The following is a 26,070-nucleotide window of genomic DNA, read 5'->3' on the forward strand; positions in this document are numbered from 1 at the left end:
ATTTTTTCACCTCAATTATTTACTTTTCTTTCTATTGTTCATTATTACTCGTTTTCCTTCACGACAAGATTGAGTTAAGTGTCTTTTAGCAGGACAAATATAAGAACAAGCACCGCATTCTATACAAGATAGTCCACTATTTTTTTCAAACTCTTCAAACTCTCCTCTTAATACTAAACTATTTAATTTAGATGGTATAAGCCACATAGGACATGCTGTTACACATCTACCACATCTTATACAATTAGATTCTTCAGAAAGATCTGCTTGATCTTTTAAAAGTGCTAATACTCCAGATGTACCTTTAATTGAAGGGACTTCTAATGATATAAGTGACATTCCCATCATTGGTCCACCAGATAAAACCTTAACTGGATCTTCTTTGAATCCACCACAAGCATCTACAAGTTCAGTTAATGAAGTACCAAATTTAACTTGTAAGTTTTTAGGCTCTTTAACTGCCTCACCAGTGATAGTAACAATTCTATCTGTTAGAGGTCTTCCGTTTATAACAACATCACGTATAGCGTAAATTGTCGCTAAATTTTGAACTATACATCCTACATCAGCTGGAAGTTTTCCAGTTGGAACAGCTCTTTTAGTAAGGGCATATATAAGTTGTTTTTCAGCACCTTGTGGATATTTAGTTTTTAAACTTTTTACTTCAATACCTTTATATTCTTCAAGTGCAGATTGAAGAATTGATATTGCATCACTTTTGTTATCTTCTATACCAATATAAATATTAGCATTAGGGAACATATGTTTAATAATTTCTAAGCCTTCTATAATTTCTGCATGTTTTTCAAGCAGTAATCTATAGTCACAAGTTAAATAAGGTTCACATTCAGCACCGTTTATAATAATTGTGTCTATTTCTTGCTTTGGTGAAAGCTTTACATGAGTTGGGAAACATGCTCCTCCAAGTCCTACAATTCCACCTTCGTTTATAATTTTTAGCAGTTCATCTTTTGAAAGTGATTTATAGTCTGCATGAGGAGTGAATTCACATTCTTCATATAAACCATCATTTTCAATTACAATTGACATAATCTTTTTACCGCTAGTATGAAGCATTGGTACAACATTTTTAACTGTACCTGATACACTTGAATGAATTGGAGCGGATACAAAACCTGTAGCCTGTCCAATTTTTTGACCAACTAGAACCCTATCACCTTTTTGTACTATTGGCTCACAAGGTGCACCGATATGTTGGCTCATTGGAAATACTAAGTCTTTTTTAGGTAGTAAAGGTTCAATTGCTTTGTCTTTACTTAGAGTTTTTCCATGTGGTGGATGAATACCACCTTTGAAACTAAAAAGTCCCATAAATAATCCTCCTTTTTGTATTCTGAAAGTTAAAAAAATTAACATTTATAAATTAAATGTATGTATACAATTAAAATTATAAGACAAATTGTGCGATTTGTAAAATATTTAACCTAATATTAAAAATTTAACAAATTTATATAAATTATATAAATTAATGTTCAATATTTTAAAAGAAATATTAGTAATTTTTTTTAAAAAAAATAGTAGAAAATTTAATATATTTAAAATAAATCTATTAAATTTAAAAGAAAAACACATGATAAATAAAAAAAGAGAAACATTAAAATTCTTACCAAGTCTTTAAAATTCAGTGTAAAGACTATGAAATATGTGGTAAAAATATGAACAATATAGAAAGTAGATGAAAAATGTCGAAAAATACGAAAAGTCTTTAATTTGAATTATAAGCATCATTTTTAATCATAATTTCAAAAAATATTTTTAAGAAAAATTAAAAAAATATTTTTAAAATTAAAAAAATTTGTAGTAAAATTAACAATCATAGAGAAAAATATATATTATTTGGTAAAAAAGTAGGATGATTTCTAAAAAAATATACTTTAATTTTAAAAAAATATTAATAAAATTATATTAATTTTAAATAACATTAAATAATATATTTAATTATTAAATAAAAATTTGTCAAAAAAGCTATTTAAAAATGTGAAAAAATAAATTTGTATGAATATTTATGTAAAATGAAAAGTAAAAATTGTAACATTATTATGTGAAGAAAGTTCAAATTTTTATTTATTCATGAAGTATAAAAAATTTCATTTAAATAATATTATAAAATTTAAGATGTATAGGTTAACCTAGAATTAGTATAATTATGTTGATGGAAAATTTCAATGAATAAGATGAAAGAAAATAATTAGGGTAAAATTAAAAAATATGTTTTACATGAGATAAAAATTTATGGTTACAACAATAATAATTCTATTGTTATAGGGAAACAAGCTCCAATTTTAATTTATTCAATAGTTTTAAAATATTTTCATACAAAATATAATGTTGAATTTGAATGATTCGGAGCAGGTCTCACTATTTTAGGTATCCAAGTTTTGAAATGTATAATTTAAAAAATCAATTGAAACTTATAGTTAGAAATTATATAGAATCATTGAAAATAGATAATTAATTTAAGATATTATTAAATTTGAATATGACTAAATAAAAAACAGAATATAAATATTAAAAAAAGCAAATTTTAAGTATGTAAATAAAATAAAAAACATTTATTTTTTTAGTTGCATTTATAAAAAAAACGTGATATTATTTAAACAAGCTAAACAAATGCTTATTAAATAAGCAGATATGTAGGTGAAAAGATGACGAAAAGAGAAGAAGAAATATTAAACTTAATAAAAAAGAATCCTTTGATATCTCAAAATCAGTTAAGTGATGTGCTAGGAATAACAAGATCGTCTGTAGCTGTACATATAACTAATCTAATAAAGAAAGGTTATATAAAAGGTAAGGGTTACATTGTAAATGATGAAGATTTTGTTGTTGTAATAGGAGGAGCTAATGTAGATATCTTAGGAATAGCCAAAAAAAATTTAATATATAAAGATTCCAATATAGGAAGAATAAAAATGTCATTAGGTGGAGTTGGAAGAAACATTGCTGAAAATTTAGTAAGGCTTGGAATTAATACAAAGCTTATAACTACCATAGGTGATGACCTTTATGGGACAAAAATATTAAATGAATGTAGAGATTTAGGTATAGATTTAGAAAATAGTTTGATGCTTAAAGGATATAATTCATCTGTATATATGTCTATCTTAGATTCTAAAAACGACATGCATGTTGCTATATCTGAAATGGAGATATTAGACAATATGTCTATAGATTTTATTAAACAAAAGAAAAATATAATAGAGTCTTCTAAAATGGCTATTATAGATACTAATATACCTAAAGAAATTATAGAGTATGTTGTAAATAATTTTAAAGATACCAAATTCTTTTTAGATACAGTATCTACAGAAAAAAGTAAAAAAGTTAAAGATATAATAGGAAAGTTTCATACAATAAAACCTAACAAATATGAAGCTGAAATTTTATCAGGAATAGAAATTAAAAATAAAGAAGACCTAACAAAAGTTAGTGAGTTTTTCTTAAATAAAGGTGTTGAAAGAGTTTTCATATCTTTAGGAGAAGAAGGAACTTATTATAACGATCAAAAGGGAAATGAAAAAATTGTTACACCAAATAAAGTTGAAGTTAGGAATGCTAATGGAGCAGGGGATGCTTTTGTATCTGGGCTAGTTTATTCATATCTGAGAGATTATTCCGTGGAAGATACTATAAATTTTTCAATGGCATGTTCTGCAATGGCGTTAAGTCATGAAAATACTATAAATCCCAATATAAATCCAGAGGATGTTAATTTATTAGTTGAACAAAATAAAAAAAGATAAAAATTGTAATTAATTTATAAATGAAAAGGTTTATTTAAAAGGAGTGTAATTTTATGTTAGAAAAATATTTAGAAATAAATGAAGATGTTAAAAAAGCCCTAGAAGAAGGAAAGCCAGTAGTTGCATTAGAATCTACTATAATTTCTCATGGCATGCCGTATCCTAAAAATGTAGAGATGGCTTTAAAAGTAGAACAAATAATAAGAGAAAATGGAGCAGTTCCAGCAACTATAGCTATATTAGGTGGGAAATTAAAAGTTGGATTAACTAAAGATGAAGTTGAATATTTAGGAAAAGCACCTAATGTTATAAAAACAAGTAGAAGAGATATACCTTTTATAGTTGGTAAGAAGCTTGATGGGGCAACAACTGTTGCGTCTACTATGATAATAGCAAATCTTGCAGGTATAAAAGTATTTGCAACAGGTGGAATTGGAGGAGTTCATAGAGGAGCTCAAGAAACTTTTGATATATCAGCAGACCTTGAAGAATTAGGAAATACAAATGTTGCTGTAGTTTGTGCAGGTGCAAAATCTATACTAGATATAGGATTAACTTTAGAATACTTAGAAACTAAAGGAGTTCCAGTTATTGGGTATAAAACAGAGGAATTACCAGCGTTCTATACTGTGAAATCAGGATTTAAAGTAGATTATAAAGTTGAAGATGCGAAAGAATTAGCTGTTGCATTAAAAGCAAAATGGGATTTAAGTTTAAAAGGTGGAGTTGTTGTTGCAAATCCAATTCCAGAAGAATATGCAATGGATTATGACATGATAACGAATGCTATAAATAATGCAGTAAAAGAAGCAGAAGAAAAAGGTATAAAAGGCAAAGAATCAACACCTTTCTTACTTTCAAAAGTAAAAGAAATAACTAAAGGACAAAGTTTAGAAGCTAATATAGAACTTGTTTACAACAATGCTAAACTTGGTGCTGATTTAGCTGTAGAATTAAGTAAATTACAATAATATATAACTAAAATATATTTTAGTATTAGCTGCCTTTAAATAGAATTTATTTTCTATTTAGAGACAGCTTTTTTATGTGTATTTTGCTAAATAAATAATATTTTTTAAATATATAGTTGAAAATAAAAAAATATGATAATATTCATAATGTAGAAAAAATATAAAAAATAGGTTAAGGAGGAATATGGAAAAGGGAGTTTTACGTGATAAAAGATTTTATAAGAAAATGTTTGCAATAGCTATTCCAGTAATGATTCAAAATTTAATATCATCATCATTAAACATGGTAGATACTATAATGATAGGTAAATTGGGGGAAACACAAATTGCTGCAGTTGGTCTTGCAAATCAGTTCTATTTTTTATTCTCACTATTTATTTTTGGAGTTAATAGTGGATGTTCAATATTTACTGCTCAGTTTTGGGGGAAAAATGATAAAAGTAATATAAGAAAAATATTAGGGATTTGCTTAATTTTAGGATGTGCTGGAGGATTAGTATTTAATGTATTAGCTTTTTTTGCTCCAGAGTTTGTAATGCGATTTTTTACCAAAGATCCATTAGTAATAAAATTAGGTGCAGATTATTTGAAAATAGTAGGATGGAGTTATGTAATAACAGCTATAAGTTATGCTTTTGCTTTTTCTTGCAGAGGTATAGGACAGGCTAAATTACCTATGATAACAAGTGCTATTGCTCTTTTGTGTAATACAGTATTTAATTATATTCTTATATTTGGAGCATTAGGTTTTCCAACTTTGGGAGTTGAAGGGGCAGCTATTGCTACGCTTATTGCAAGAATAATAGAAATGGCACTTATAATAATTGTAATATATAAAAGAAAAGGTCCATTAGTTGGAAAAATAAAAGAATTCTTTGATTTTAATAAAAAATTCTTTTTTGGAGTTGTAAAAACAATGTACCCAGTTGTTATTAATGAACTTTGTTGGTCCTTAGGAATGACTATGTATTCAGTAATATATGCAAGGATAGGAACTGAGGCTGTTGCAACATATCAGATAGCAAGTACTATACAAAATATATTTATAGTAGCTGGGTTTGGACTAGCTAATGCATGCGCAGTTATGATAGGAAATGAAATTGGTGCTGGTAGGGAAGAAAATGCTCAAGTATATGGAAATCGGTTTGTAAAGATTACATTTGTTATTGGGTGTATAACTGGTACACTATTATTTTTAGCAACTACGCCAATAGTAGAGATGTATAATGTTTCACCACAAGTTTTACATGACACTAAAATTATATTACGTGTGTTTAGTTTTATAACACCGTTTAGAATGCTTACAAGCATATTCATAGTAGGAATCTTAAGAAGTGGAGGAGATGTAAAATATTCATTTATATTAGAGATGAGTGGAGTTTGGATAGTTGGAATACCTGTTGCTATAGTATGTGCGCATGTTTTAAAATTACCAATATATTTAGTTGTATCAGTAGTATATATACAGGAAATTTTAAAGGTAATGTTAGCGTTCCCAAGATTTAAATCTAAAAAGTGGATAAGAAATTTAGTAAGTAATATGTAGTAAAAATATTTTAAACCTATTGAATAAATTTAAATAGGAGATTGTTTACCTATATAGTTATATTTAAATAAAAAATTATAATTTGCCTTTAAAAAAAATTGAAATTAGTATAAAATAATGAAGTCTAAACATAATATGTTTAGACTTCATTATTTGTTATGTTAATTTTTACCTTTAATGCATGTTATGGTTAATCTTATTAAATTAACGGCAGCTAGTCCAACTAAAATGTACACTAACCTAGATAAAACTATGCTTAAACTTTCAGGAAAAACTGAAAAAATTGTTGTAACAAGGTTGAAATTAAGTAAACCTATTAATCCCCAATTAAGTCCACCAATTATAAGTAAGATTAAAGAGATTTTGTCTAATAAATTAAAGTGATACATATTATTCCCCCCAATGATATATTATATATTTCTAATTAAATATATGAGTGCAAAGTTAATATTAGAACTTTAAAAAAACGAATAAATATATTACTTTTTGAAAAATAATATGCTATAATATGAAATATAATGTAAAAATTTTTTGAAATATACGGAGGAAGCTATGAGAAATTTATATAATTCACCATTTAATAAGAGATATTCTTCAAAGGAAATGTCTTTTATATTTTCAGATGAAATGAAATTTAAAACTTGGAGAAAGCTTTGGGTTGCTTTAGCTAAAGCTGAAAAAGAACTAGGCCTTAATATAACAGATGAGCAAATAAAAGAACTTGAAAGTAATATAGATAACATAGATTTTGATATTGCAGAAAAAAAAGAAAAAGAGATTAGACATGATGTAATGAGCCACGTTTATGCATATGGATTAGTGGCACCAAGTGCAAAAGGAATAATTCATTTAGGGGCTACTAGTTGTTATGTCGGAGATAATACAGACCTTATAGTTATGAGAGAGGCTTTAAATTTAGTAAAGAAAAAAGTTATAAATATAATAAATAATTTATCAAATTTTGCTATAAAACATAAAGATATTCCTACTCTTGGATTTACACATCTTCAGCCTGCACAGCTAACGACAGTAGGAAAAAGAGCTACACTATGGGCTAATGAGCTTGTTATGGATCTTGAAAATTTAGAATTTGTTATAGAAACAATGAAATTTAGGGGCGTGAAAGGAACAACTGGAACGCAAGCAAGCTTTATGGCATTATTTAATAATGATGAATCAAAAGTAAAAGAACTTGATAAAATGGTATGTGCAGATATGGGTTTTAAGAAATCTTATCCAGTAACAGGTCAAACATACTCAAGAAAACTTGATTCTATAATATTAAACACTTTATCTGAAATAGCACAAAGTGCTTATAAATTTAGTAATGATTTAAGAATACTTCAGAGCATGAAAGAAATGGAGGAGCCTTTTGAAAAAAATCAAATAGGTTCATCAGCTATGGCATATAAAAGAAATCCTATGAGAAGTGAAAGAATTGGAGCTCTTTCAAGATACATAATAGTAAATTCTTTAAATCCTGCTATAACAGCAGGAACTCAATGGTTTGAGAGAACTTTAGATGATTCAGCCAACAAAAGAATTGCCGTATCTGAAGCATTCTTAGCATTAGACGGTGTTTTAAACTTGTATTTAAATGTAACTGAGAATATGGTTGTTTATCCAAAAGTTATAGAAGCACATGTCAACAGTGAATTACCATTTATGGCTACAGAAAATATATTAATGGAAGCTGTAAAAAGAGGAAAAGATAGACAAGAGCTTCATGAAAGAATAAGAATTCACTCTATGGATGCAGCAAGAAGAGTAAAAGAAGATGGATTAAATAATGATTTAATTGAAAGAATAATAAATGATGATAATTTTGGATTAACAAAAAAAGAAATAGAAGCTATTATAAGTCCTAAAAACTTTGTTGGAAGAGCTCCAGGTCAGGTAATAGACTTTGTAGAGGAGTATGTAAAACCAATATTAGAAGAAAATAAGGAACTTTTAGGAGAAAGTGCTCAAATAACTGTTTAATTATAAAAAAATAACCTTGGCTTAGCAAAATGTACCCTATAGAGTAGACAATATAAAAAAAGTCTACCTATTGGGTATTTTTGTTTATAATTATAAATATTTTTTTAATACATTAATTACTAGACTCTGCTCTTTTTTAGTCAAATTTTTACCTTTATTAGAATTAGATATATAGTTAAGCATGTCATAACCACCGCTTGTCTTATGTAAAAATATTTTTAAAGGAGTACTCTTAAAAATTACGTTAGCATTTGGATTAGTAAAATAGATAATACCATCTACATTACAATCAACATTAAGATTTTTTAAGATTTTGTTTATCTTTTTTATATGAGTTTTAACTTGTCTGCACGGATTGTACATCTTAAAGTTAGTTTTTCCATTACTATAATATTTATTAGAAATGGAAATAGTTTTATCATTTCCATTTCCACAAATAAATCCAAAAATATTTTTAGTTTCTATTATAAAAACACCATTTTTACCAATGACTATAGTATCAATTTGCGCAGAATTATGGTCTGACTTTATTTTTAAATCTGATAAAACAGTATAACTGTTTTTAAGTTTTTTTAGTACTTGTAAAGTTGTATCTTCACCTTTAATACCAGAGTTTAATTTTTTTATTTTCTTATTTAAAATATAAATAAAAAATGTAGATGGAAAAATTAATAAATATAATAAAAAGTGTATATTAGTACCTAAATATAAAAACAGATATATAAAAATAATATTAAATAGAATATTAAAATAATGTATAAGTCTATGTCTCTTTAATCGATTTTTCTTTTTTAGTATAGTAGCCAAAATTTTCTCCTTTGTAAATAAAAGATTTCTATAATAAATATATTTATTATATGTTTATTATAGAAAAAATAAGATAAAATTACAATATTCGACATAAGAAAAAAGATACAAAATTAATATATAGTTAACAAATAGAGACAAAAAATATGTTGACTTTATTTATTAAATATAATAATCTAAATAGGCGTTTGTAAATTTATATAAAATTTTAATGGAATTATAATATAGCGCGAAATTATATTTAATATGGAGGGACTTATGAGTAATAATAAAGTACAAATCGTAACAGCAGATCCTTCAGCTTTAGGATTGTTTGGACTTGCTGTAATAACATTAGTAGCATCTTCACAAAAACTTGGGTTAACACAAGATGTATCTTTTGTTTTACCATGGGCAATATTTTTAGGTGCATCTGCTCAATTGGTTGCATCAATAAATGATTTTAAACATAATAATACTTTTGGAGCAACAGCTTTTGGAGCCTATGCATTCTTTTGGTATTCTATGGGGCTTACTTGGTTAATTCAAAATGGTGTGTTTGGAGAAGCTCTTGCATCAAAAGCAGATCCAAAACAATTAGGATTCGCTTTTTTAGCATATTTAATATTTACAATATATATGACAGTAGGAGCGATGGAAACACATAAAGTTTTGTTTACAATATTTTTCTTTATAGATTTCCTATTCCTAGGGTTAACTTTAAGTTCATTTGGAATTATAGCTGAACCTGCACATATGATGGCAGCATATGCAGAACTTGGAATAGCTATAGTATCATTTTATGGTAGTGCAGCAGCAGTATTAAACACTCACTTTGGAAAAATCGTATTACCAGTTGGAAAACCCTTTGGAATATTTAAATAGTTATTTTACATAATATTGATTTAGAATTACATAAGTTTTAACTAATAGAAAAGGCTAGTAAGTGATAAAATTAACTTACTAGCCTTTTGTTTATTATATATAATTTAAAAATTTAATTTATATATCTAATTTTTAATGGGTAACTTATTTGAAATTTTAATTATAATAAGATATAGTAATTCAAAAATGCAAAAAATAATTTTGTTTGGATAAATATTTTTAAAAGTCAACTTTGAACTTTATATAAAAGAAAGGAGACAAAATGAAAAAAAATAAGTTTTTAATCTTAGTATATATTACAATATCTATGATATTAGTTGGATGTGGCAAGATTAATTTAACAACTATAACAGAAATAAATAAAGACGGTAGTGGATATGTTATGGGAAAAATGAAATATGATAGCATTTCAGGAAAGGTCTTAAACCCAATATTAGAAAAGAATATAAGAGGAGAAGAAGAGGGGTTCAAAATTAAAAAATATGAAGAAGATAATATGGAAGTGATTGAGTATAAATATAGTTTATATGACTTTAAAACAGTTAGTAAGGAAGATTTAACAAAATACATAAGCATTCACAAAAGTATAAAGCCAGGAATACTAAAAAACAGGGTGTATTTAGATATAAAAGTTAATAAAGACATTCTAAAGGAAATAATATCTCATGCTACGGATAAACAATATAAAGTTATAACACCATCACTGATTAACTTTATTAAAGATATTAATTATGAGAATCAGATGAAGGTTCCTGGAAAAATAGTAGAGTCCAATGCAATGACTATAGACAATGATGTAGCAAAATGGAACTATAAACTTAATGAGATAAAAAGTGGAACTACTATGTCTATTGTTTATGTTCAAAATCAATTTTTATATGTAATTTTATTATATGTATTTGTATTAGGCGTTTTAATGGCTTTAGTATGTTATAAGTTCATAAGAAAACATAATAAACAAAGAATATATTAAGTATTCAAGTTTTAGATAAATTTAAACGATAATTATAATGCAATAAGTTGAAATTTTACTAGAAAGTAGGGGAATGGATGAAACGTGTATCCATTATAGTAGGGTCTATTATATTATTTATAATTATGGTTTTAGTTTTTGAAACATCTTATAGATTTGGAATAAAAAAAAGTATTAAAATAGATGGGTTAGATACTTTAAGATACATAGAAATAACAAAGGAAGTATGTGACAATAAATTTAATTTAAATTGGAAAGAAATAGCCGCTATAGTTGTTGTTGAAAATAATAATTCATTTTTAAATATAAAAAATGAAGATATAGAACATATAGCAAAAACATTTATAAAAACATCAACTAACGAGATTTTTTCATTAGAAGAAGTATTAAAAAAGTTAAACTTCACAGCTAAAGAAAAAAGAAGAGTTTATAAATACATAGAAGATATTAAGAATTGTAAAATCAATCTACCTAAAGATATAAAGGGAGAGGCTTATCAGATAAGCTTTATAGATGAAATTTTGGAAGGTGCAATATCTAATTACGAAAAATATAACATAATGCCATCAGTAACAATAGCACAAGCAATAATAGAGTCTGATTGGGGAAAATCAGAACTTGCTATTGCTGGAAATAACTTATTTGGAATAAAAGCAGACGGTAAGTATAAAGGTGAAACTGTTACCTTTAAGACTAAAGAATTTTACAATATGGTAATAGATGGGGCCTTTAGAAAATATAAAAATAAAAATCAATCTATTGAAGATCATGGTACATTTTTAAATGAAAATGAAAGATATAAAGACCATGGATTTTTTAAAGAAAAAAATTATAGAAATCAATGTTTATCATTAGAAAATGCCGGCTACAGTACTGTAGAAAATTATAATGGTGAAAAAATTTATGCTGATGTTTTAATAGAACTAATAGAGAATTATAAATTATACCTTATAGATATTCAAGTTGAAAATAAATAATTAACATAAAAAATCAATTTTTTATTTAATGAAAAGTTAGGCACTTTTCTGTTACAATAAAACTATTAAAAAATTTAATTAGGGAGTATTTTATGAGTGAAAATAAATTTAATGAAAAACAAAAATTAGTTATTGAAACATTAGATAAAAATATATTACTTTTAGCTGGTGCAGGTACAGGGAAAACTAATACATTATCATATAGAATTTCAAATATAATAAAAAAGGAAAAAGCTACAGCAAAAGAAATTTTATGCATTACCTTTACAAATAAAGCGTGTAAAGAGATGAAGGATAGAATACTTGAAAATATGGGGAGTTGTGGAGAGAATATTACTGTAAGAACTTTTCATAGCTTTTGCTTTGATATTGTAAAGAGTGAAGCTAAAAAAAGAACTGATATATTTACGGATTTTACAATATATGATGAAAATGACTGTGAAGAAATTATAAAGAAAGTAAATTACTTCAATCATCCAATACAATCCCTTCAAAACTTTATAAATTTAGTAAAGGAGCATAGGGCAGTATATAACATTTATAGTGAAAACTCTATAGAGGATTATAAAAATGTTATATCCATATTAAAAACTGAAGAGCCTTATAAATTAAAAAGAGTTTCGGTGGAAAAATATAAATTTTCTCAAAGCATATATGATAAGCTCTTAGAGCATGGACAAGATATGGTAGAAGCATATAATAGGATTTTATATGGTAATCATGGATTAGATTTTACAGACCTTATAGTTAAGGCAAAGGAATTATTTAATCAGCCTAAAGTAGTTGAAAGGTTATGTGAAAAGTTTAAATACATAAACATAGATGAAATTCAAGATACAAGTGTTTTAGAATATAGCATCATAGAGAAGATATTTAATAAAAATAATATATTGCTTTGTGGAGATAGTTTTCAAACAATTTATGAGTGGAGAGGATCTACGCCAGAAAATATATTTGAAAGATATTTAAGAAAGTATAATCCTTTAAAAATTAATTTTGATAAGAATTATAGATCAACAAAAGTATTAACTAATGCATCTTGTAATTATTTAAAAAATGCATTTAAGGATAAAACTGATAATTTTAATATTGGTGATGTTAAGGCTTATTCGAAGGATCTTGGAGAAAAAATAAAATATTTAAAAACTGAAAATATAAAAGAAGAAGCAATATGGATATTTAATGAAATAAAAAAAATAAATAAAGAGTGTCCTTCTAAAATTTGTGTTTTAACAAGAAGTAATAAATACAATATAGAGTTAAGTCAAGAATTAGCCATGGCTTCATTGAAAGAGAAAAATGAAGTGAAATTTATACTTATAGATCAATTCAAATTTTTTAGAAGACAGGAAATAAAAGATATATTAGCATTTATGAAATTGATAGTTAATAAAAATGATAGTAATAGCTTATCAAGAATATTAAGAAGGCTAAAAACAGGTGTAGGTGAGAGAACTTTAAATGAAATACAATCTAAAGAATATAAAGAAGTAGGAATAAGTTTATCGGATTTTATAGATTTAAATACCTTTAAATATGGTGATAAGTTTGGTTTTTTACATAGTGAACTAGAAAAAAATAATGTAATAGTGTTTGATGTAGAAAGTACTGGTGTGGATACAACAGAAGATGAAATAATACAAATAGCTGCAATAAGAATAAATAATAAAGGGGAAGCTATAGAAGTATTTGAAAGGTTTTTAAAAAATAATAAATCTGTGAAAGATTCAGAGTATGTTCATGGATTTAGTGATGAATATTTAGAAAACCATGGGAATGATAAAATAGAAGTATTAAAAGAGTTTTTAGAGTTTTCTAGAGGAGCTGTAATAGTTGGACATAATGTTCAATTTGATATAAGCATATTAGCTAGTGAACTTTCAAGAAATAAATTAGATGAGGCAGAGTTTATAGGCGTTTATGATACGTTAGACATATATAGAAGGTTTTATCCTAATATGTGTAATCATAAGCTGGAAACATTAAGTAAAGCATTTAATACTAACCACAAACCAAGTCATAATGCTATGGATGATATATTAGCAACTGGGGAACTTTTAGTAAAGGGAATTTATGATAAGATTCTTCCTACAACTTTAAAAAGACAATCTTTAATACTAAAGCATTTAAAAAATTTTGAAAAAATAAGTATAAAGTTAATTGATTTTATAAAAAAATCAGAAGGTTTAAGACCGCAAGATATTGTAGCACTTGTGGTAAATGATTTTAGAATAAAAGAAATATATATAAATGAACCTAATAGAATAAATAACTTAAGAGAATTTTATTTAATAGCAAAAGAACTAGATAACAAGGAAAAAAACCATAGGGATTCATTAATGGACTTTCTTCAAATCACATCATTATCAAATGGAGAAATGGAAAGACTTATGACAAAGGGGAAAAGAATACCTATAATAACAGTTCATCAAGCAAAGGGTTTAGAATTTGAATATGTGTTTTTAAGTGGGTTATATGAGCCAAATTTTCCATCATATCAATCAATAAAAGAAAAATATTTTGAAGAGGAAAAAAGAATATTTTATGTAGCAATGACAAGAGCTAAAAAAATGTTGTATTTAACAAGCCCTTCAAGTAATATATCTATTCCAAGTAGATTTATAAAATATATAGATAAAGAGTTTATAGAAGAAATTTAAATATAGTTTGTTAAAAATGATAAAAACAGTATTAATACTGTTTTTATCATTTTATAATGTGTGCTATAGGGAAACAAGCTCCAACTTAAATTTATTGAATAACCTTAAAATATTTTCATACAAGATGCAGTGTTAAATTCTAAGTGATTCTGAGCATGTCTCACTATTTTAGGTATCCAAGTTTTTAAATGAATAAACTTGAGAGTCAACTTAAAATCCTATAGTAAGTACAACAATTCAGTTTACATAATTAAAATTAAGTATTTAAAAGAAAAAGTAAACTATGTGAATATAAATTAAAGATTAGCTTGTATATTAATTTTAAATATTAATTAAAGAATTTATAAGATTCCTATCTTGTCACTATGTAAGATTATAAAATTTATTATGAAATAAAAATAATCCGTATAAAATACGGATTATTTTTATTTATGCTAACTGAGCTATGTTATATTTAAAATTAAGAAATTTGCGTATAGTTTGATACAAGGGGGTAATTTATAGTTTTTTAGTTTATATGATCACTTTGAAAACCCTGTCTTTTAATAGAATGTTTTTTTGCTGTTCTATTATTATTTTTACCTTCTTCGCTAGTTATAGGTGTTTGATAATTACATTTTCTCATTCTAGCTTCTTTATTGTCTGGTTGACTATCTTTTGGCATAAAAACACCTCCTTTTGCAATATACTTAAATTGATTATTATAGATTTTATAGTTATGATAATATCTTGTGTTATATTTATAAATTTATTAACTTAATTTAATGGTTAAAATGGATAATTTTGATTAAGGAAGCTATATATTATATAATTTGATTATGTATAGAAGGGATGGTGCCGCTTAATTATGTGCCTTTACAATAGAGCAAAGGATTTAAACTTATTTTATAAAGAACTATGGTGGAAAAGTAATTGCAATTTATGTTTAGATATAGATTATGTTGATTATTTTGATAAAAAGCGAAATGAAAAAGAATTCAATCTATTTTTAGATGCTTTTTTAAATAATATAATGGAACATCCAAAAGATGATGAGGAAAAGTTTAATTTGAAAAATAGATGTACGAAGAATATAAAGGATTTTTTAAGTAAAGTAGATTTTTATAATGCTAAATATATTGAAAATCATATTGATGAAAAGTTTTTTGAAAGTACAAAATTTTTTATCGAAAATTGTAAAAGTTTTGATGATAAATTAACTTTTGAAGATATAGGGCAAGCTATGCGCAATTTATGGATAGTAAATATACTTCAAAAGGCCTTTGGGTATAACGTTCAGTTTACAAAAGCTATATTTGGTTATAGTATGTTATACCCTTATACTGATAATTATTTGGATAACCCTTCAATTTCAATTGAGGAAAAATCTGATTTTAATAAAAGATTTTTAAAAAGATTGGAAGGGGAAAAACTTAATGGAAATTGTGATCATGAAAATAAAGTTTATAAATTGATAGAAGAAATTGAAAAGGTATTTAAAAGAGAAGATAATGAAAAAGTTTATGAATCTCTTGTTATAATTCTTAATGCACAACAACATGGATTGATAAATCAAAGTGAAAAAAGTATACCTTATGAAAATGATATTCTAGGAATATCTATAGAAAAAGGAGGGGCTTCTGTACTTGCAGATGGATATCTTATGAATGGAGCTTTAAATGAATCACAAGAAGAGTTTGTATATGGTTACGGATTTTTGCTTCAGCTTTGCGATGATATTCAAGATATAGAAGAAGACTTAAAAAATAATCATATGACAATAATAAGCCAAATAGCTGGGAAATATCCATTAGATTTGATAGTAAATAAGCTGATAAACTTTACATGTGAGTTTTTAGATGCAAGTGAGTGCTTTAACTGTGAAAAGGAAGATGAATTAAAATACATCATAAAGACTAATTGCTTAATGATGATATTTTTTGCTATAGTTAAAAATAGAAAGTATTTTTCAAAAGAGTATGTAAAGGAAATAAAAAAATATGTGCCATTTACTAACAGATTTATAGATAAGTTAGAGATAAATACAAAAAAAAAGGTGAAAAAATTAAAAGAAGATTTAAATGTAGATAAATATTAATTTTTATATATTATTTTTGTATTGGAGGATTTTATTTATGAAAATTGGAGCATTTATGGGAAGTCCACATAAAAGTGGAAACACAGCTATATTGTTAAATAAATTTTTGAAAGGAGTTAGTGATAACCATAAGGTAACTATAGAAAATATATTCTTGCAGGAATATAAAATATCACCTTGTATGGCGTGCAACTATTGTAAAAGAGAAGGTGAATGTATTCAAAAGGATGATATGGTGAAGTTATATGATGTTTTTAAACAATCAGATATTTTAGTTTTTGCAACACCTATTTATTGGTGGAGTATGTCTGCACAGTTAAAGACTTTTATAGATAGAACATATGCATTGGAGGAAAAAGATAGGAAAGGAAAAAAGGCATATCTTCTTATGACATATGGAGGAGCAATGCCAAACTCTGGACCAGAGCTTACAGAAAAAATGTTTAAAGATATATTTGATTATGTAGGAATAGAGCTTTTAGGAGTTTATGGTGTATGCACTGATGAGAATGTACCAGTGAAAGATAACACTTTAGCACTAGAAGAAATATATAAGATAGGAAAAGAGTTAATATAAAAAAGTAAAGTGCCTTAAAAAGTTTTAAGGCACTTTACTTTTTAAAAATAAATATATTTTTTATATTTACAATAATACATTAAAATAAAATTTATTCCATATATTATTAAAGGACATAACAGTATAGAATACCAAGGTAGAAATTTTTTAATTAGTGTTACACCTAGAATGATATTTAGAATAAAAATTGTTATAGATCCATAAAATTGTATTTTGAAAAAGGATACTTCATTGTTGAAAGAAAGATTAGTATACCTGTTGTGAATTAAAACTATATTTTGGCCAAGATAACCATAAATAATATATATAAATGCAATTATTATAAGTAATATACCTAAAAATTTCATAAAAGACCTCCATAAATATGTTTTAAAAGATAATGTAATTTTTTATCCTTAATATATTTTATAATTTACAAGATATAAAGTTACAAATATTTATAAAGTGATGTTATGAAAATAAAAAAAAGACTATAACTTATGATGATAAATAAAATATCACTATAAGTAATAGCCTTTAATATTTAAATTAGGTTAGTTTACTTATCTAAAAGCTATTCATCTATAGAAGACGGTTTGAAATTTTTTCTTTCAGCTATCCCTGTGAGCATTAAAGCTATAGCACCATCTCCAACTATGTTACAGGCAGTACCAAAACTATCTTGTAATGCAAATATTGTAAGTATTAATGCAGTACCTACTTCATTAAAACCTAGTACACTAGTTATAAGTCCTAAAGATGCCATTACTGTTCCACCAGGAACCCCAGGTGCACCTATTGCAAATACTCCAAGTAGTATTATAAATAATGATATACTACCTAAAGATGGAAGATCTCCATAAAGAATTTTTGAAACTGTCAATACAAAAAATACTTCCGTTAAAACAGATCCACATAAATGAATGTTAGCACATAGTGGGATAGCAAAATCAGTTATATCCTCTCTTAATGTTTCTGTAGACTTAGCACATTTAAGAGCTACTGGTAATGTTGCAGCAGATGACATAGTACCTACAGCAGTTAAATATGCTGGGCCATATTTTTTTACAACTTTAAGAGGGTTAGTTTTAGAAATAGCACCAGCTATAAGATAAAGAAATGTAAGCCAAATAAAGTGTCCAATTAATACAATGATTATGACTTTAATAAAAACTGGTAAGTGATTTGTAATACTACCTTCATATGCAAGCTGTGCAAAAGTAGTTGCTATAAAAACAGGTATTATAGGTATAACAACTTTTGTAGCTATACTAAGAACTATATTTTGAAATTCTTCTAAAAGTTTTTCTACTGTTTCAGACTTTGTCCATGCTGTTGCAAGTCCAACTAGAATTGATAATGCTAGTGCACTCATAACACTCATAATTGGAGGTATATCTAAATTAAATATCACCTCAGGAATTTTTTGTAATCCATCTGTAGTAGAAATAATATTGAGATGTGGAATTATTGTGTATCCTGCAATAGCAGAAAATGCAGCTGCTCCAACTGAGGATAAATAGGCTATTAAAACAGCATATCCTAAAAGTTTTGTAGCATTAGACTTTAATCTTGCTATAGAAGGGGCAATAAAACCAATTATAATTAATGGGATTGTAAATAGAATAATTTGAGATAATATTTTTTTTATAGTTACTATTATTGCGATTGTAGGTGAAGAACACATAAAGCCTAATAAAAGACCTATGGCTACAGCTACTATTAGCTTAAAAATTAAGCTGTTAAAAAATTTTTTCATTGCAAATAAACCTCCATTGTATAAAATTTTTGTCTACCCATATTTATAATTAGACAAAGAAAACCAAAATACCTTTTAATTTGCAAAATATTTTTAAAACAAATATATAAATAAAATCTATTATAAAAACAAATACAAGATGAAAATAATGGTTGCTTTTATAATAGATTTTATTTATTAACTGTAATTATTGATAAGTTTAAAGAGCTTTTTAAATTTAGCTATATTAATTTATAAAAATTTAAGGATAGAAAGTTAATTAAGTTTTATGTAAAAAATATATAATTTGAAAAAATGAATATTTATATGTGAAGTTAAATATATAAATACCATAGATGTATTACATAATATAGTTACTATATTTAAATATCTATAAATATAAATTAAATGGGGGTAAAAAATGAAATCTATTTTAAAAGTAAAAGGTAAAAAAGACTGTTTTCTTTTAATAATAAGTCTGATTTTTACTTTAGGACTTCCTGCAATTATAAGTATTGTTACAAGAAATGCACCGGCAATTTATAAAGTATTGGTAAAACCAAGTTTTTCTCCACCGCCAACAGTTTTTGCTATTGTTTGGCCTATATTATATTTTATGATGGGACTAGCTTTTTATAGAATATTAATGCTAGGTAAATTGGGTTATGATGTAAATAAGGAAATAATATTGTTTGTAATTCAATTTGTATTAAATCTTTTATGGTCAATTATTTTTTTCTATTTTAATTTAAGATTTTTAGCTTTTATAGAATTGTTTATATTGATTATATTTATTATTTTTACAACTATAGCATTTTATAAAAAAGACAAAATTGCTGGTTTTTTGCTTTTGCCATATCTTATTTGGAGTAGTTTTGCGTTAATTTTAAATTATCAAATATATAAGTTAAATAAATAGAATTTAAAAGATTAGTTTTTGCTTAGAGTTGAATTATATAAAAAAGTTTGATAAAATATAGTGCTAGTTAATTAAAATGCTAAATGGAAAAATAAGAATAGTAAAGAAGGTTGTAAGTATGAGCAAAAACTGTATCTTTAATGAAAATAAATTGTGCAATGATTGTAAAGAATGTGAGTTATGTGAATTAGATAGAAAAAAAATTTGCAATAACTGTGGAAAATGCTTAGAATTAGAAGGTTATGATATTAGAGCTATAAAGATAGATGAAGTCTTTGAAAATAAAGAAGATGAAAAAGAAAAAATCAACATAGATATTGAAGAGTTTAGTGATTTTGATTTGGAAGATGATAATTTAGAAAATGATTCATATGACTTAAAGGAAGAATCTACTGAGTATGTAGACGTATTTGATAATGAAGAAAACTTAAGCTATATAGATGATGTTGAAGAGTTAAAAGAATTATTAGATGAAGGTAAAGAACTTGGTGATGAGGTATGCCCTGGATTAATTACTTACAAAAGAAATAAATAAAATATAAATAAAGAACCTAGATTGTATTAATTTATAGTATCTAGGTTCTTTTTATACTAAAAATGTAGAATTATCTATCCATTTCCAATTAGGTTTCAAAGTTTTTATATCTTTTGTTAATTTAAATAGTGCTAAATCTTTATTTTTTGCTTCGAGCATAACATCCAAGCTATCATATCCTAAGTAACTACATAGTTTTATAAAATTCACAAATTCTATTGGATTTATATAATCTGCATGTTTTCTATCCAATTTATGATTACGTGGACTAGAATAATGGACTTTTGCAGGAAAAGGCTGATTTTCCCATGTTTTAAAAAAGTCATTTAAAATTTCAATTAAAGATTCCTTATTATTATTACATTTAAAGTGATGTATGTCTAATACCATAGGTATACTTAAACTATTACAAATTTTAAGTGTATCTGTTGCAGTAAAGCTTTTATCATCATTTTCAAGTATTACTTTTGATTTAATTGATTCAGGCATAGTGTTATAATTTTCAATAAAACGTATACTGGCTTTTTCTATACCATCTTGTTTTCCACCAACATGTAATATCATTTTACCATTTTCATATTGTAAATCTTCAAATAAATTCACATGAAACATAAGATTTCTTATGGTGTTTTTTACTGTAGTCTCATTAACACTGTTAATAACATTAAATTCATTGGGATGAGTATCCACACGAAAATTATTTAATTTAATATATTCTCCAATCAAATTGAAATAATCATAAAATAATTCTCTAAAATTCCAATTCAAAACTTCAGGATGAGTTGCAAGTGGAACTAAAGAGGAGGTGATTCTATAAAAAGAAATTTGGTTTTTTTTATTATATTTTAATATAGTATATAAGTCATCTAAATTGGATCTAGTGACGGTTATAAGCTTTTGTAGTCTTTCTGATTCAGTAGTAAGTTTATTATAATAACTATAAGTTACATTACTAGAACTAGATATTTTAGGTAGATTAAGTGATATTGAAACATATCCTAAACGAACTTTCATAATAAGACATCCTTTTCTATATATTTAATCATTATATATTATTAAATATAATTAATAGATTTATGCACAAAAACAATATTATAAAAATTAAGGCTACTTATTTACTATGATGCATAGAATAATATTAATAGCTATGTATTTTGGAGGAATTATGACAAGACCTTTTAATAATCCAATTTATTTGAGTAGAAGAATAGAAGAAATGATAAAAACCTCAGAGTATTTAGGAAAGGGTAATAATGGTGTTGTTTATTTATTACCAGATAATAAAATAATAAAAATATTTAATTGCACAAAGGTTTGTAAAATGGAATATGAAACTTTAGTAAAGTCACGAAAAAGTAAATACTTTCCTAAAGCATATGAACATGGTGGTCACTACATAATAAGAGATTATGTAGGTGGGGTAAGATTAGATAAGTATTTAAGAAAAAACCCTATAAATAGAGAAATTGCAGAACATATAGTAAATCTTTATAAAGATTTTAAAAAATTAGGCTACAAAAGATTAGATATAAGGTGTAAGGATTTATATGTACAAGAAGATTTTTCATTAAAAGTAATAGATCCTAAGAATCAATATAAGAAACGAGTAAGTTATCCAAGACATTTAATGAAAGGAATGGATAGTAGAAATAGATTGGAAGAATTCTTATCTTTTTTAAAGGATATAGACAAAAAACTTTATGATGATTGGAGTTCAAAGATATATATTTATCTTGAACAAAAGGAAAAAGAACATCAAGATAGATTAATAAGAAAAGCTATGAGAGAATTAAATAATAAGAATAAATAATAAGAAGATAGTAAAAAATAACTATAATCTAAATGTAGATTATAGTTATTTTTATTGAGGAGGGATTTTTTTGAGTAAAATTTTCGTAATTTTAATTGCTTTTTCAATGCTTTTTTCTTTAGTAGGATGTACTAATAAAAATGAAAAAGTTGTTAAAAGTGAATTAAATCAAGAGATTGAGGAAAAAGTTAAAGATGAAATAGTTACTTACCCTAAAGATTTTAAAGAAGAGTTGGGAGAAGGAACTATTATAGTATCAACACCAGATGGAAATGGTGAAACAGGATTAATACCTATAGTACATACGCAAGCAGATGTTAAAATAATGCAAATAGATTTAACAACTTCTAATTTTGATGAGAAAAAAACAAGCTATATATTTATAGATGAAAAGTTAGTTGAAAAAGGAAATTTCGGAGAAAGTAAAGTTTCTTTAAATCTTACTGATGAGAATCTAGTTAAAGGAACTCATAAAATAGAGGTTATTCAATTTGAAGATAATGATGCTAGTAAAAAACCTATAGTTTATAAAAGTGCAAAATATGAGGTAAAAGAAGCTTAAATAATTAGAAAATGGTAAATTAAAATTAGTTTAGTAGTGTAGTATTTCAAGCATGGACGTAAAGTTAAGCCTAAAAAATTATAGCGCTAAAAAAGTAATAATGAAAAGATATATGAGAGTGTCTAAATGAATTTTCAATGGATAGCTTATTTAAATTCTTTATTATGAAATGTATAGGGAAACAAGCTCCAATTTAAATTTATTCAATAACCTTAAAATATTTTCATACAAAATGTAGTGTTGAATTCTAAGCGATTCAGAGCATGTCTCACTATTTGGGATATCCAAGTTTTGGAATAGGTAATTTTAAAAGTCAACTTGGAACCCTATAGCAATAAATTTAAAAAAATTTAGTGGAATAACGGTCATAGCTTTGCGTACATGTTTGTATACCTATAGACTTGAGGATATATTATTAATTAATTAAAAGTCAACTTGCAACCTATAGTATTGACAAAATAAAATAAAAGTATTATATTAAATTCATACCCCCCCGGGGTGGGGTGGAAAGGAGTAGTTTTATGAATCAAGAAAAGAAAAATGCTGTAAAGTATTTAAAAATTGCTAAAGGGCAAATAGAAGGAATTATAAGAATGATTGAAGATGAAAGATATTGTATTGATATATCTAATCAAATAATCGCATCTCAGTCTTTATTAAAGAAAGCTAATTCAGAGATAATAAAGCAACATCTTACTCATTGTGTGAAAAATTCTTGTTGTGAAGGTGACTTAGATACAAAATTAGAAGAAGTTATGATGATTATTGAAAAGTTAGCTAAATAGTTGCAATACAAAGCATTAATATTTAGATTATAAAAAGATATAAATAGTTTACTAAAGCTAAAGTTTAATTTTAAAACGCTATATTGCGAAGGGAGAGGGTTATGGATAATAAAAACATTAAGATAGAGGGAATGACCTGTGCAGCTTGCTCAAAAGCAGTTGAGAGAATAACAAGAAAACTTGACGGCGTTGAAAGTTCAAATGTAAATTTGGCAACAGAAAAATTAAACATAACTTTTGATAAAGAAAAAGTTATGTTAGAAACTATAATAGATGCTATAGAAAAAGGTGGTTATAAGGCAAAGTTAGATACTGTAATTAAAACAGTAAAAATTGGAGGTATGACCTGTGCTGCTTGTTCCAAAGCTGTTGAAAGAACAGTAAAAAGATTAGATGGGGTAGTTGATGCTAATGTAAATTTAGCAAATGAAAGATTGACAGTAGAATTTGAAAAAGATAAAGTTCATATATCTAAAATAAAAGAATCTATAAAAAAAGCTGGATATTTAGTAATAAGTGCAGAAAATGATTCTATAGACAAAGACAAAGAAAGAAAAGAAAAAGACAGTAAGAATCTTTTTAATAGATTAGTAGCATCTGCAGTAATAACAATACCGTTACTTATAATATCAATGGGGTCTATGTTTGGATTGAAGTTACCTAGCATAATAAATCCTATGGGAAATCCCTTTAATTTTGCTTTAATACAATTTATATTAACAACATTAGTAATAATTATAGGGAATAAGTTTTTTATAGTTGGATTTAAGTCATTAATTAAAGGGAATCCTAATATGGATTCACTTATATCAATTGGCTCTTTAGCATCTTATTTGTATAGTATATATGCAATGATTGAAATTTATAATGGAAACGTACATGCTGTTCATGAAAAATTATATTTCGAATCAGCAGCAACAATATTAACTTTAATTACTCTTGGAAAATATTTAGAATCAAAAACAAAAGGAAAAACATCAGAAGCTATAAAAAAACTTATGGGACTTACACCTAAAACAGCAACAATTGAGAGGGATGGAAAAGAAATTGTAATCCCAATAGATGATGTTGAAGTTTCTGATATAGTAGTTGTAAAACCAGGTGAAAAACTTCCTGTAGATGGAATTGTCGTTTATGGAACAACTTCTATAGATGAAAGTATGTTAACTGGAGAAAGCATACCAGTTGAAAAAGCTAAAGGAAGTAATGTTATTGGCGCTAGCATAAATAAAAATGGTCATATTAAATATAAAGCAACTAAGGTTGGTAGTGATACAGCTCTTGCTCAAATAATTAAGTTAGTAGAAGAGGCACAAGGGTCGAAGGCACCGATAGCAAGGCTTGCAGATGTAGTTTCTGGATATTTTGTACCTACTGTAATAATACTTGCATTAATATCTTCTATAGGTTGGTATATATATGAAAAGGATTTTGTATTTGCACTTACTATATTTACTTCCGTTCTTGTAATAGCTTGTCCATGCGCTTTAGGATTAGCTACTCCAACAGCTATTATGGTTGGTACAGGAAAGGGAGCTGAAATGGGAGTTCTCTTTAAGAATGGAACTGCATTAGAAGAAACTCATAAAATAGAAACTGTAGTTTTTGATAAAACAGGAACAATAACTGAAGGTAAGCCTAAAGTTACAGACATAATCAGTAAAAACATTAGTGATGAGAACTTATTATCAATTGCAGCATCAGCGGAAAAGGGATCAGAACATCCATTAGGAGAAGCTATAGTTTTAAAGGCTAAAGAGGAAAAGTTAGAATTTAAGACTATTGATAAGTTCAAAGCTATACAAGGCAAAGGGATTGATTGTGAAATAGAAAATAATAATGTTTTACTTGGTAATGATAAACTTATGATTTCAAATAATATAGATATAGAGGATTTTAATGATGATTATAAAAGGTTAGCACAGCAAGGTAAAACGCCTATGTTTATTGCAATAAATAGTGAATTAAAAGGAATTATAGCTGTTGCAGATACTGTTAAAAAAAGTAGTAAAGAAGCTATAGAAAAGTTACATTCTATGGGTATAGAAGTAGCGATGCTTACAGGGGATAATAAAATAACGGCTAGTGCAATAGCTAAAGAAGTTGGTATAGATGTTGTAGTTTCAGATGTTCTTCCTAATGAAAAAGCTTCAGTTATTGAAGAATTTCAAAATAAGGGAAAGAAAACTGCTATGGTTGGAGATGGAATAAATGATGCCCCAGCACTTGCTAAGGCTGATATAGGAATAGCAATTGGATCAGGAACAGATGTAGCAATTGAATCAGCAGATGTAGTTTTAATGAAAAGTGATCTTATAGATGTTCCTCTAGCTATTAAATTAAGTGATAAAACAATAAAAAATATTAAAGAAAATTTATTTTGGGCATTTGGGTACAATACATTAGGATTACCAATAGCTATGGGTGTACTTCATATTTTTAAAGGTCCACTTTTAAATCCTATGATTGCAGCTTTAGCTATGAGTTTTAGTTCAGTTTCAGTGCTTTTAAATGCATTAAGACTTAAAAATTTCAAGGAGTAA

22 protein-coding genes are annotated in these 26,070 nt (G+C 26.0%); 16 read left to right on the forward strand and 6 right to left on the reverse strand.

Annotated elements, in window-relative coordinates; genetic code table 11:
* Positions 1–15: 15 nt before the first annotated feature.
* Positions 16–1,332 carry an electron transport complex subunit RsxC gene (rsxC, locus tag ACYUE0_RS04850; protein WP_061996025.1) on the reverse strand — a complete coding sequence of 439 codons (1,317 nt, stop codon included), beginning with the start codon at positions 1,330–1,332 and terminating at the stop codon, positions 16–18.
* A 1,334-nt stretch (positions 1,333–2,666) separates the two neighbouring features.
* On the opposite strand from rsxC, the gene ACYUE0_RS04855 reads away from it, so the two are divergent.
* The 3 genes from ACYUE0_RS04855 to ACYUE0_RS04865 all read left to right on the forward strand — a co-directional run bounded on the left by ACYUE0_RS04855 (position 2,667) and on the right by ACYUE0_RS04865 (position 6,281).
* Positions 2,667–3,764, forward strand: a complete 1,098-nt coding sequence (locus tag ACYUE0_RS04855; protein ID WP_460269693.1) for a PfkB family carbohydrate kinase — start codon at positions 2,667–2,669, stop codon at positions 3,762–3,764.
* Positions 3,765–3,817: 53 nt separating this feature from the next.
* Complete coding sequence (locus tag ACYUE0_RS04860) at positions 3,818–4,735, forward strand: pseudouridine-5'-phosphate glycosidase (RefSeq protein WP_061996023.1); 918 nt, start codon at positions 3,818–3,820, stop codon at positions 4,733–4,735.
* 184 nt (positions 4,736–4,919) lie between these two features.
* The gene (locus ACYUE0_RS04865; RefSeq protein ID WP_061996022.1) at positions 4,920–6,281 is read left to right on the forward strand and encodes an MATE family efflux transporter; all 1,362 of its coding nucleotides are present in this window, start codon (positions 4,920–4,922) and stop codon (positions 6,279–6,281) included.
* Between the two features lie 161 nt (positions 6,282–6,442).
* Here ACYUE0_RS04865 and ACYUE0_RS04870 read toward each other — a convergent pair whose 3' ends face one another.
* On the reverse strand, positions 6,443–6,670 hold the full coding sequence (locus ACYUE0_RS04870) for a DUF378 domain-containing protein (protein ID WP_061996021.1): 228 nt from the start codon (positions 6,668–6,670) through the stop codon (positions 6,443–6,445).
* A gap of 163 nt (positions 6,671–6,833) precedes the next feature.
* Between ACYUE0_RS04870 and purB the strand changes: the two genes are divergently transcribed.
* Positions 6,834–8,264: an adenylosuccinate lyase gene (purB, locus tag ACYUE0_RS04875; protein ID WP_460269694.1), complete on the forward strand. Its 1,431-nt coding sequence runs from the start codon at positions 6,834–6,836 to the stop codon at positions 8,262–8,264.
* Positions 8,265–8,354: 90 nt separating this feature from the next.
* Here the strand turns inward: purB and ACYUE0_RS04880 are convergent, their stop codons facing one another.
* Complete coding sequence (locus ACYUE0_RS04880; protein WP_460269695.1) at positions 8,355–9,071, reverse strand: nuclease-related domain-containing protein; 717 nt, start codon at positions 9,069–9,071, stop codon at positions 8,355–8,357.
* Between the two features lie 258 nt (positions 9,072–9,329).
* On the opposite strand from ACYUE0_RS04880, the gene ACYUE0_RS04885 reads away from it, so the two are divergent.
* From ACYUE0_RS04885 to ACYUE0_RS04900, 4 genes are all read left to right on the forward strand, one after another.
* Positions 9,330–9,935, forward strand: coding sequence for an acetate uptake transporter (locus ACYUE0_RS04885; protein WP_061996018.1), 606 nt, complete (start codon positions 9,330–9,332; stop codon positions 9,933–9,935).
* Positions 9,936–10,197: 262 nt separating this feature from the next.
* The gene (locus ACYUE0_RS04890) at positions 10,198–10,908 is read left to right on the forward strand and encodes a hypothetical protein (RefSeq protein ID WP_460269696.1); all 711 of its coding nucleotides are present in this window, start codon (positions 10,198–10,200) and stop codon (positions 10,906–10,908) included.
* Between the two features lie 77 nt (positions 10,909–10,985).
* Positions 10,986–11,885 carry a glycoside hydrolase family 73 protein gene (locus ACYUE0_RS04895; RefSeq protein ID WP_460269697.1) on the forward strand — a complete coding sequence of 300 codons (900 nt, stop codon included), beginning with the start codon at positions 10,986–10,988 and terminating at the stop codon, positions 11,883–11,885.
* 92 nt (positions 11,886–11,977) lie between these two features.
* Entirely contained in the window at positions 11,978–14,545 is a 2,568-nt protein-coding gene (locus ACYUE0_RS04900; protein WP_460269698.1) for a 3'-5' exonuclease, read from the forward strand.
* A 508-nt stretch (positions 14,546–15,053) separates the two neighbouring features.
* Here ACYUE0_RS04900 and ACYUE0_RS04905 read toward each other — a convergent pair.
* Positions 15,054–15,209, reverse strand: coding sequence for a hypothetical protein (locus ACYUE0_RS04905; protein ID WP_010296079.1), 156 nt, complete (start codon positions 15,207–15,209; stop codon positions 15,054–15,056).
* 183 nt (positions 15,210–15,392) lie between these two features.
* On the opposite strand from ACYUE0_RS04905, the gene ACYUE0_RS04910 reads away from it, so the two are divergent.
* Together ACYUE0_RS04910 and ACYUE0_RS04915 are read left to right on the forward strand one after the other, a co-directional pair.
* A complete protein-coding gene (locus ACYUE0_RS04910; protein ID WP_460269699.1) occupies positions 15,393–16,622 on the forward strand; it encodes a hypothetical protein in 1,230 nt (409 codons plus the stop codon).
* A 37-nt stretch (positions 16,623–16,659) separates the two neighbouring features.
* On the forward strand, positions 16,660–17,199 hold the full coding sequence (locus tag ACYUE0_RS04915; protein WP_061996013.1) for a flavodoxin family protein: 540 nt from the start codon (positions 16,660–16,662) through the stop codon (positions 17,197–17,199).
* Between the two features lie 553 nt (positions 17,200–17,752).
* Here the strand turns inward: ACYUE0_RS04915 and ACYUE0_RS04920 are convergent.
* Entirely contained in the window at positions 17,753–18,937 is a 1,185-nt protein-coding gene (locus tag ACYUE0_RS04920) for a dicarboxylate/amino acid:cation symporter (protein ID WP_061996011.1), read from the reverse strand.
* 400 nt (positions 18,938–19,337) lie between these two features.
* On the opposite strand from ACYUE0_RS04920, the gene ACYUE0_RS04925 reads away from it, so the two are divergent.
* A complete protein-coding gene (locus ACYUE0_RS04925; RefSeq protein WP_061996010.1) occupies positions 19,338–19,835 on the forward strand; it encodes a TspO/MBR family protein in 498 nt (165 codons plus the stop codon).
* A 118-nt stretch (positions 19,836–19,953) separates the two neighbouring features.
* A complete protein-coding gene (locus ACYUE0_RS04930) occupies positions 19,954–20,370 on the forward strand; it encodes a hypothetical protein (RefSeq protein WP_061996009.1) in 417 nt (138 codons plus the stop codon).
* A 51-nt stretch (positions 20,371–20,421) separates the two neighbouring features.
* On the opposite strand, the gene uvsE is transcribed toward ACYUE0_RS04930, so the two are convergent.
* Positions 20,422–21,384 (reverse strand): UV DNA damage repair endonuclease UvsE, encoded by a 963-nt coding sequence (gene uvsE / locus ACYUE0_RS04935; RefSeq protein WP_460269702.1) that lies wholly within the window; start codon positions 21,382–21,384, stop codon positions 20,422–20,424.
* Between the two features lie 151 nt (positions 21,385–21,535).
* Here uvsE and ACYUE0_RS04940 point away from each other — a divergent pair, with 151 nt between their 5' ends.
* From ACYUE0_RS04940 to ACYUE0_RS04955, 4 genes are all read left to right on the forward strand, one after another.
* A complete protein-coding gene (locus ACYUE0_RS04940; RefSeq protein ID WP_460269703.1) occupies positions 21,536–22,180 on the forward strand; it encodes a protein kinase in 645 nt (214 codons plus the stop codon).
* Between the two features lie 70 nt (positions 22,181–22,250).
* Positions 22,251–22,742: a hypothetical protein gene (locus ACYUE0_RS04945; RefSeq protein WP_061996006.1), complete on the forward strand. Its 492-nt coding sequence runs from the start codon at positions 22,251–22,253 to the stop codon at positions 22,740–22,742.
* 521 nt (positions 22,743–23,263) lie between these two features.
* Positions 23,264–23,527 carry a metal-sensing transcriptional repressor gene (locus tag ACYUE0_RS04950; RefSeq protein ID WP_010296053.1) on the forward strand — a complete coding sequence of 88 codons (264 nt, stop codon included), beginning with the start codon at positions 23,264–23,266 and terminating at the stop codon, positions 23,525–23,527.
* Positions 23,528–23,628: 101 nt separating this feature from the next.
* Entirely contained in the window at positions 23,629–26,070 is a 2,442-nt protein-coding gene (locus tag ACYUE0_RS04955) for a heavy metal translocating P-type ATPase (protein WP_460269705.1), read from the forward strand.

It is taken from the genome of Clostridium sp. CTA-19 (genome assembly GCF_054767855.1).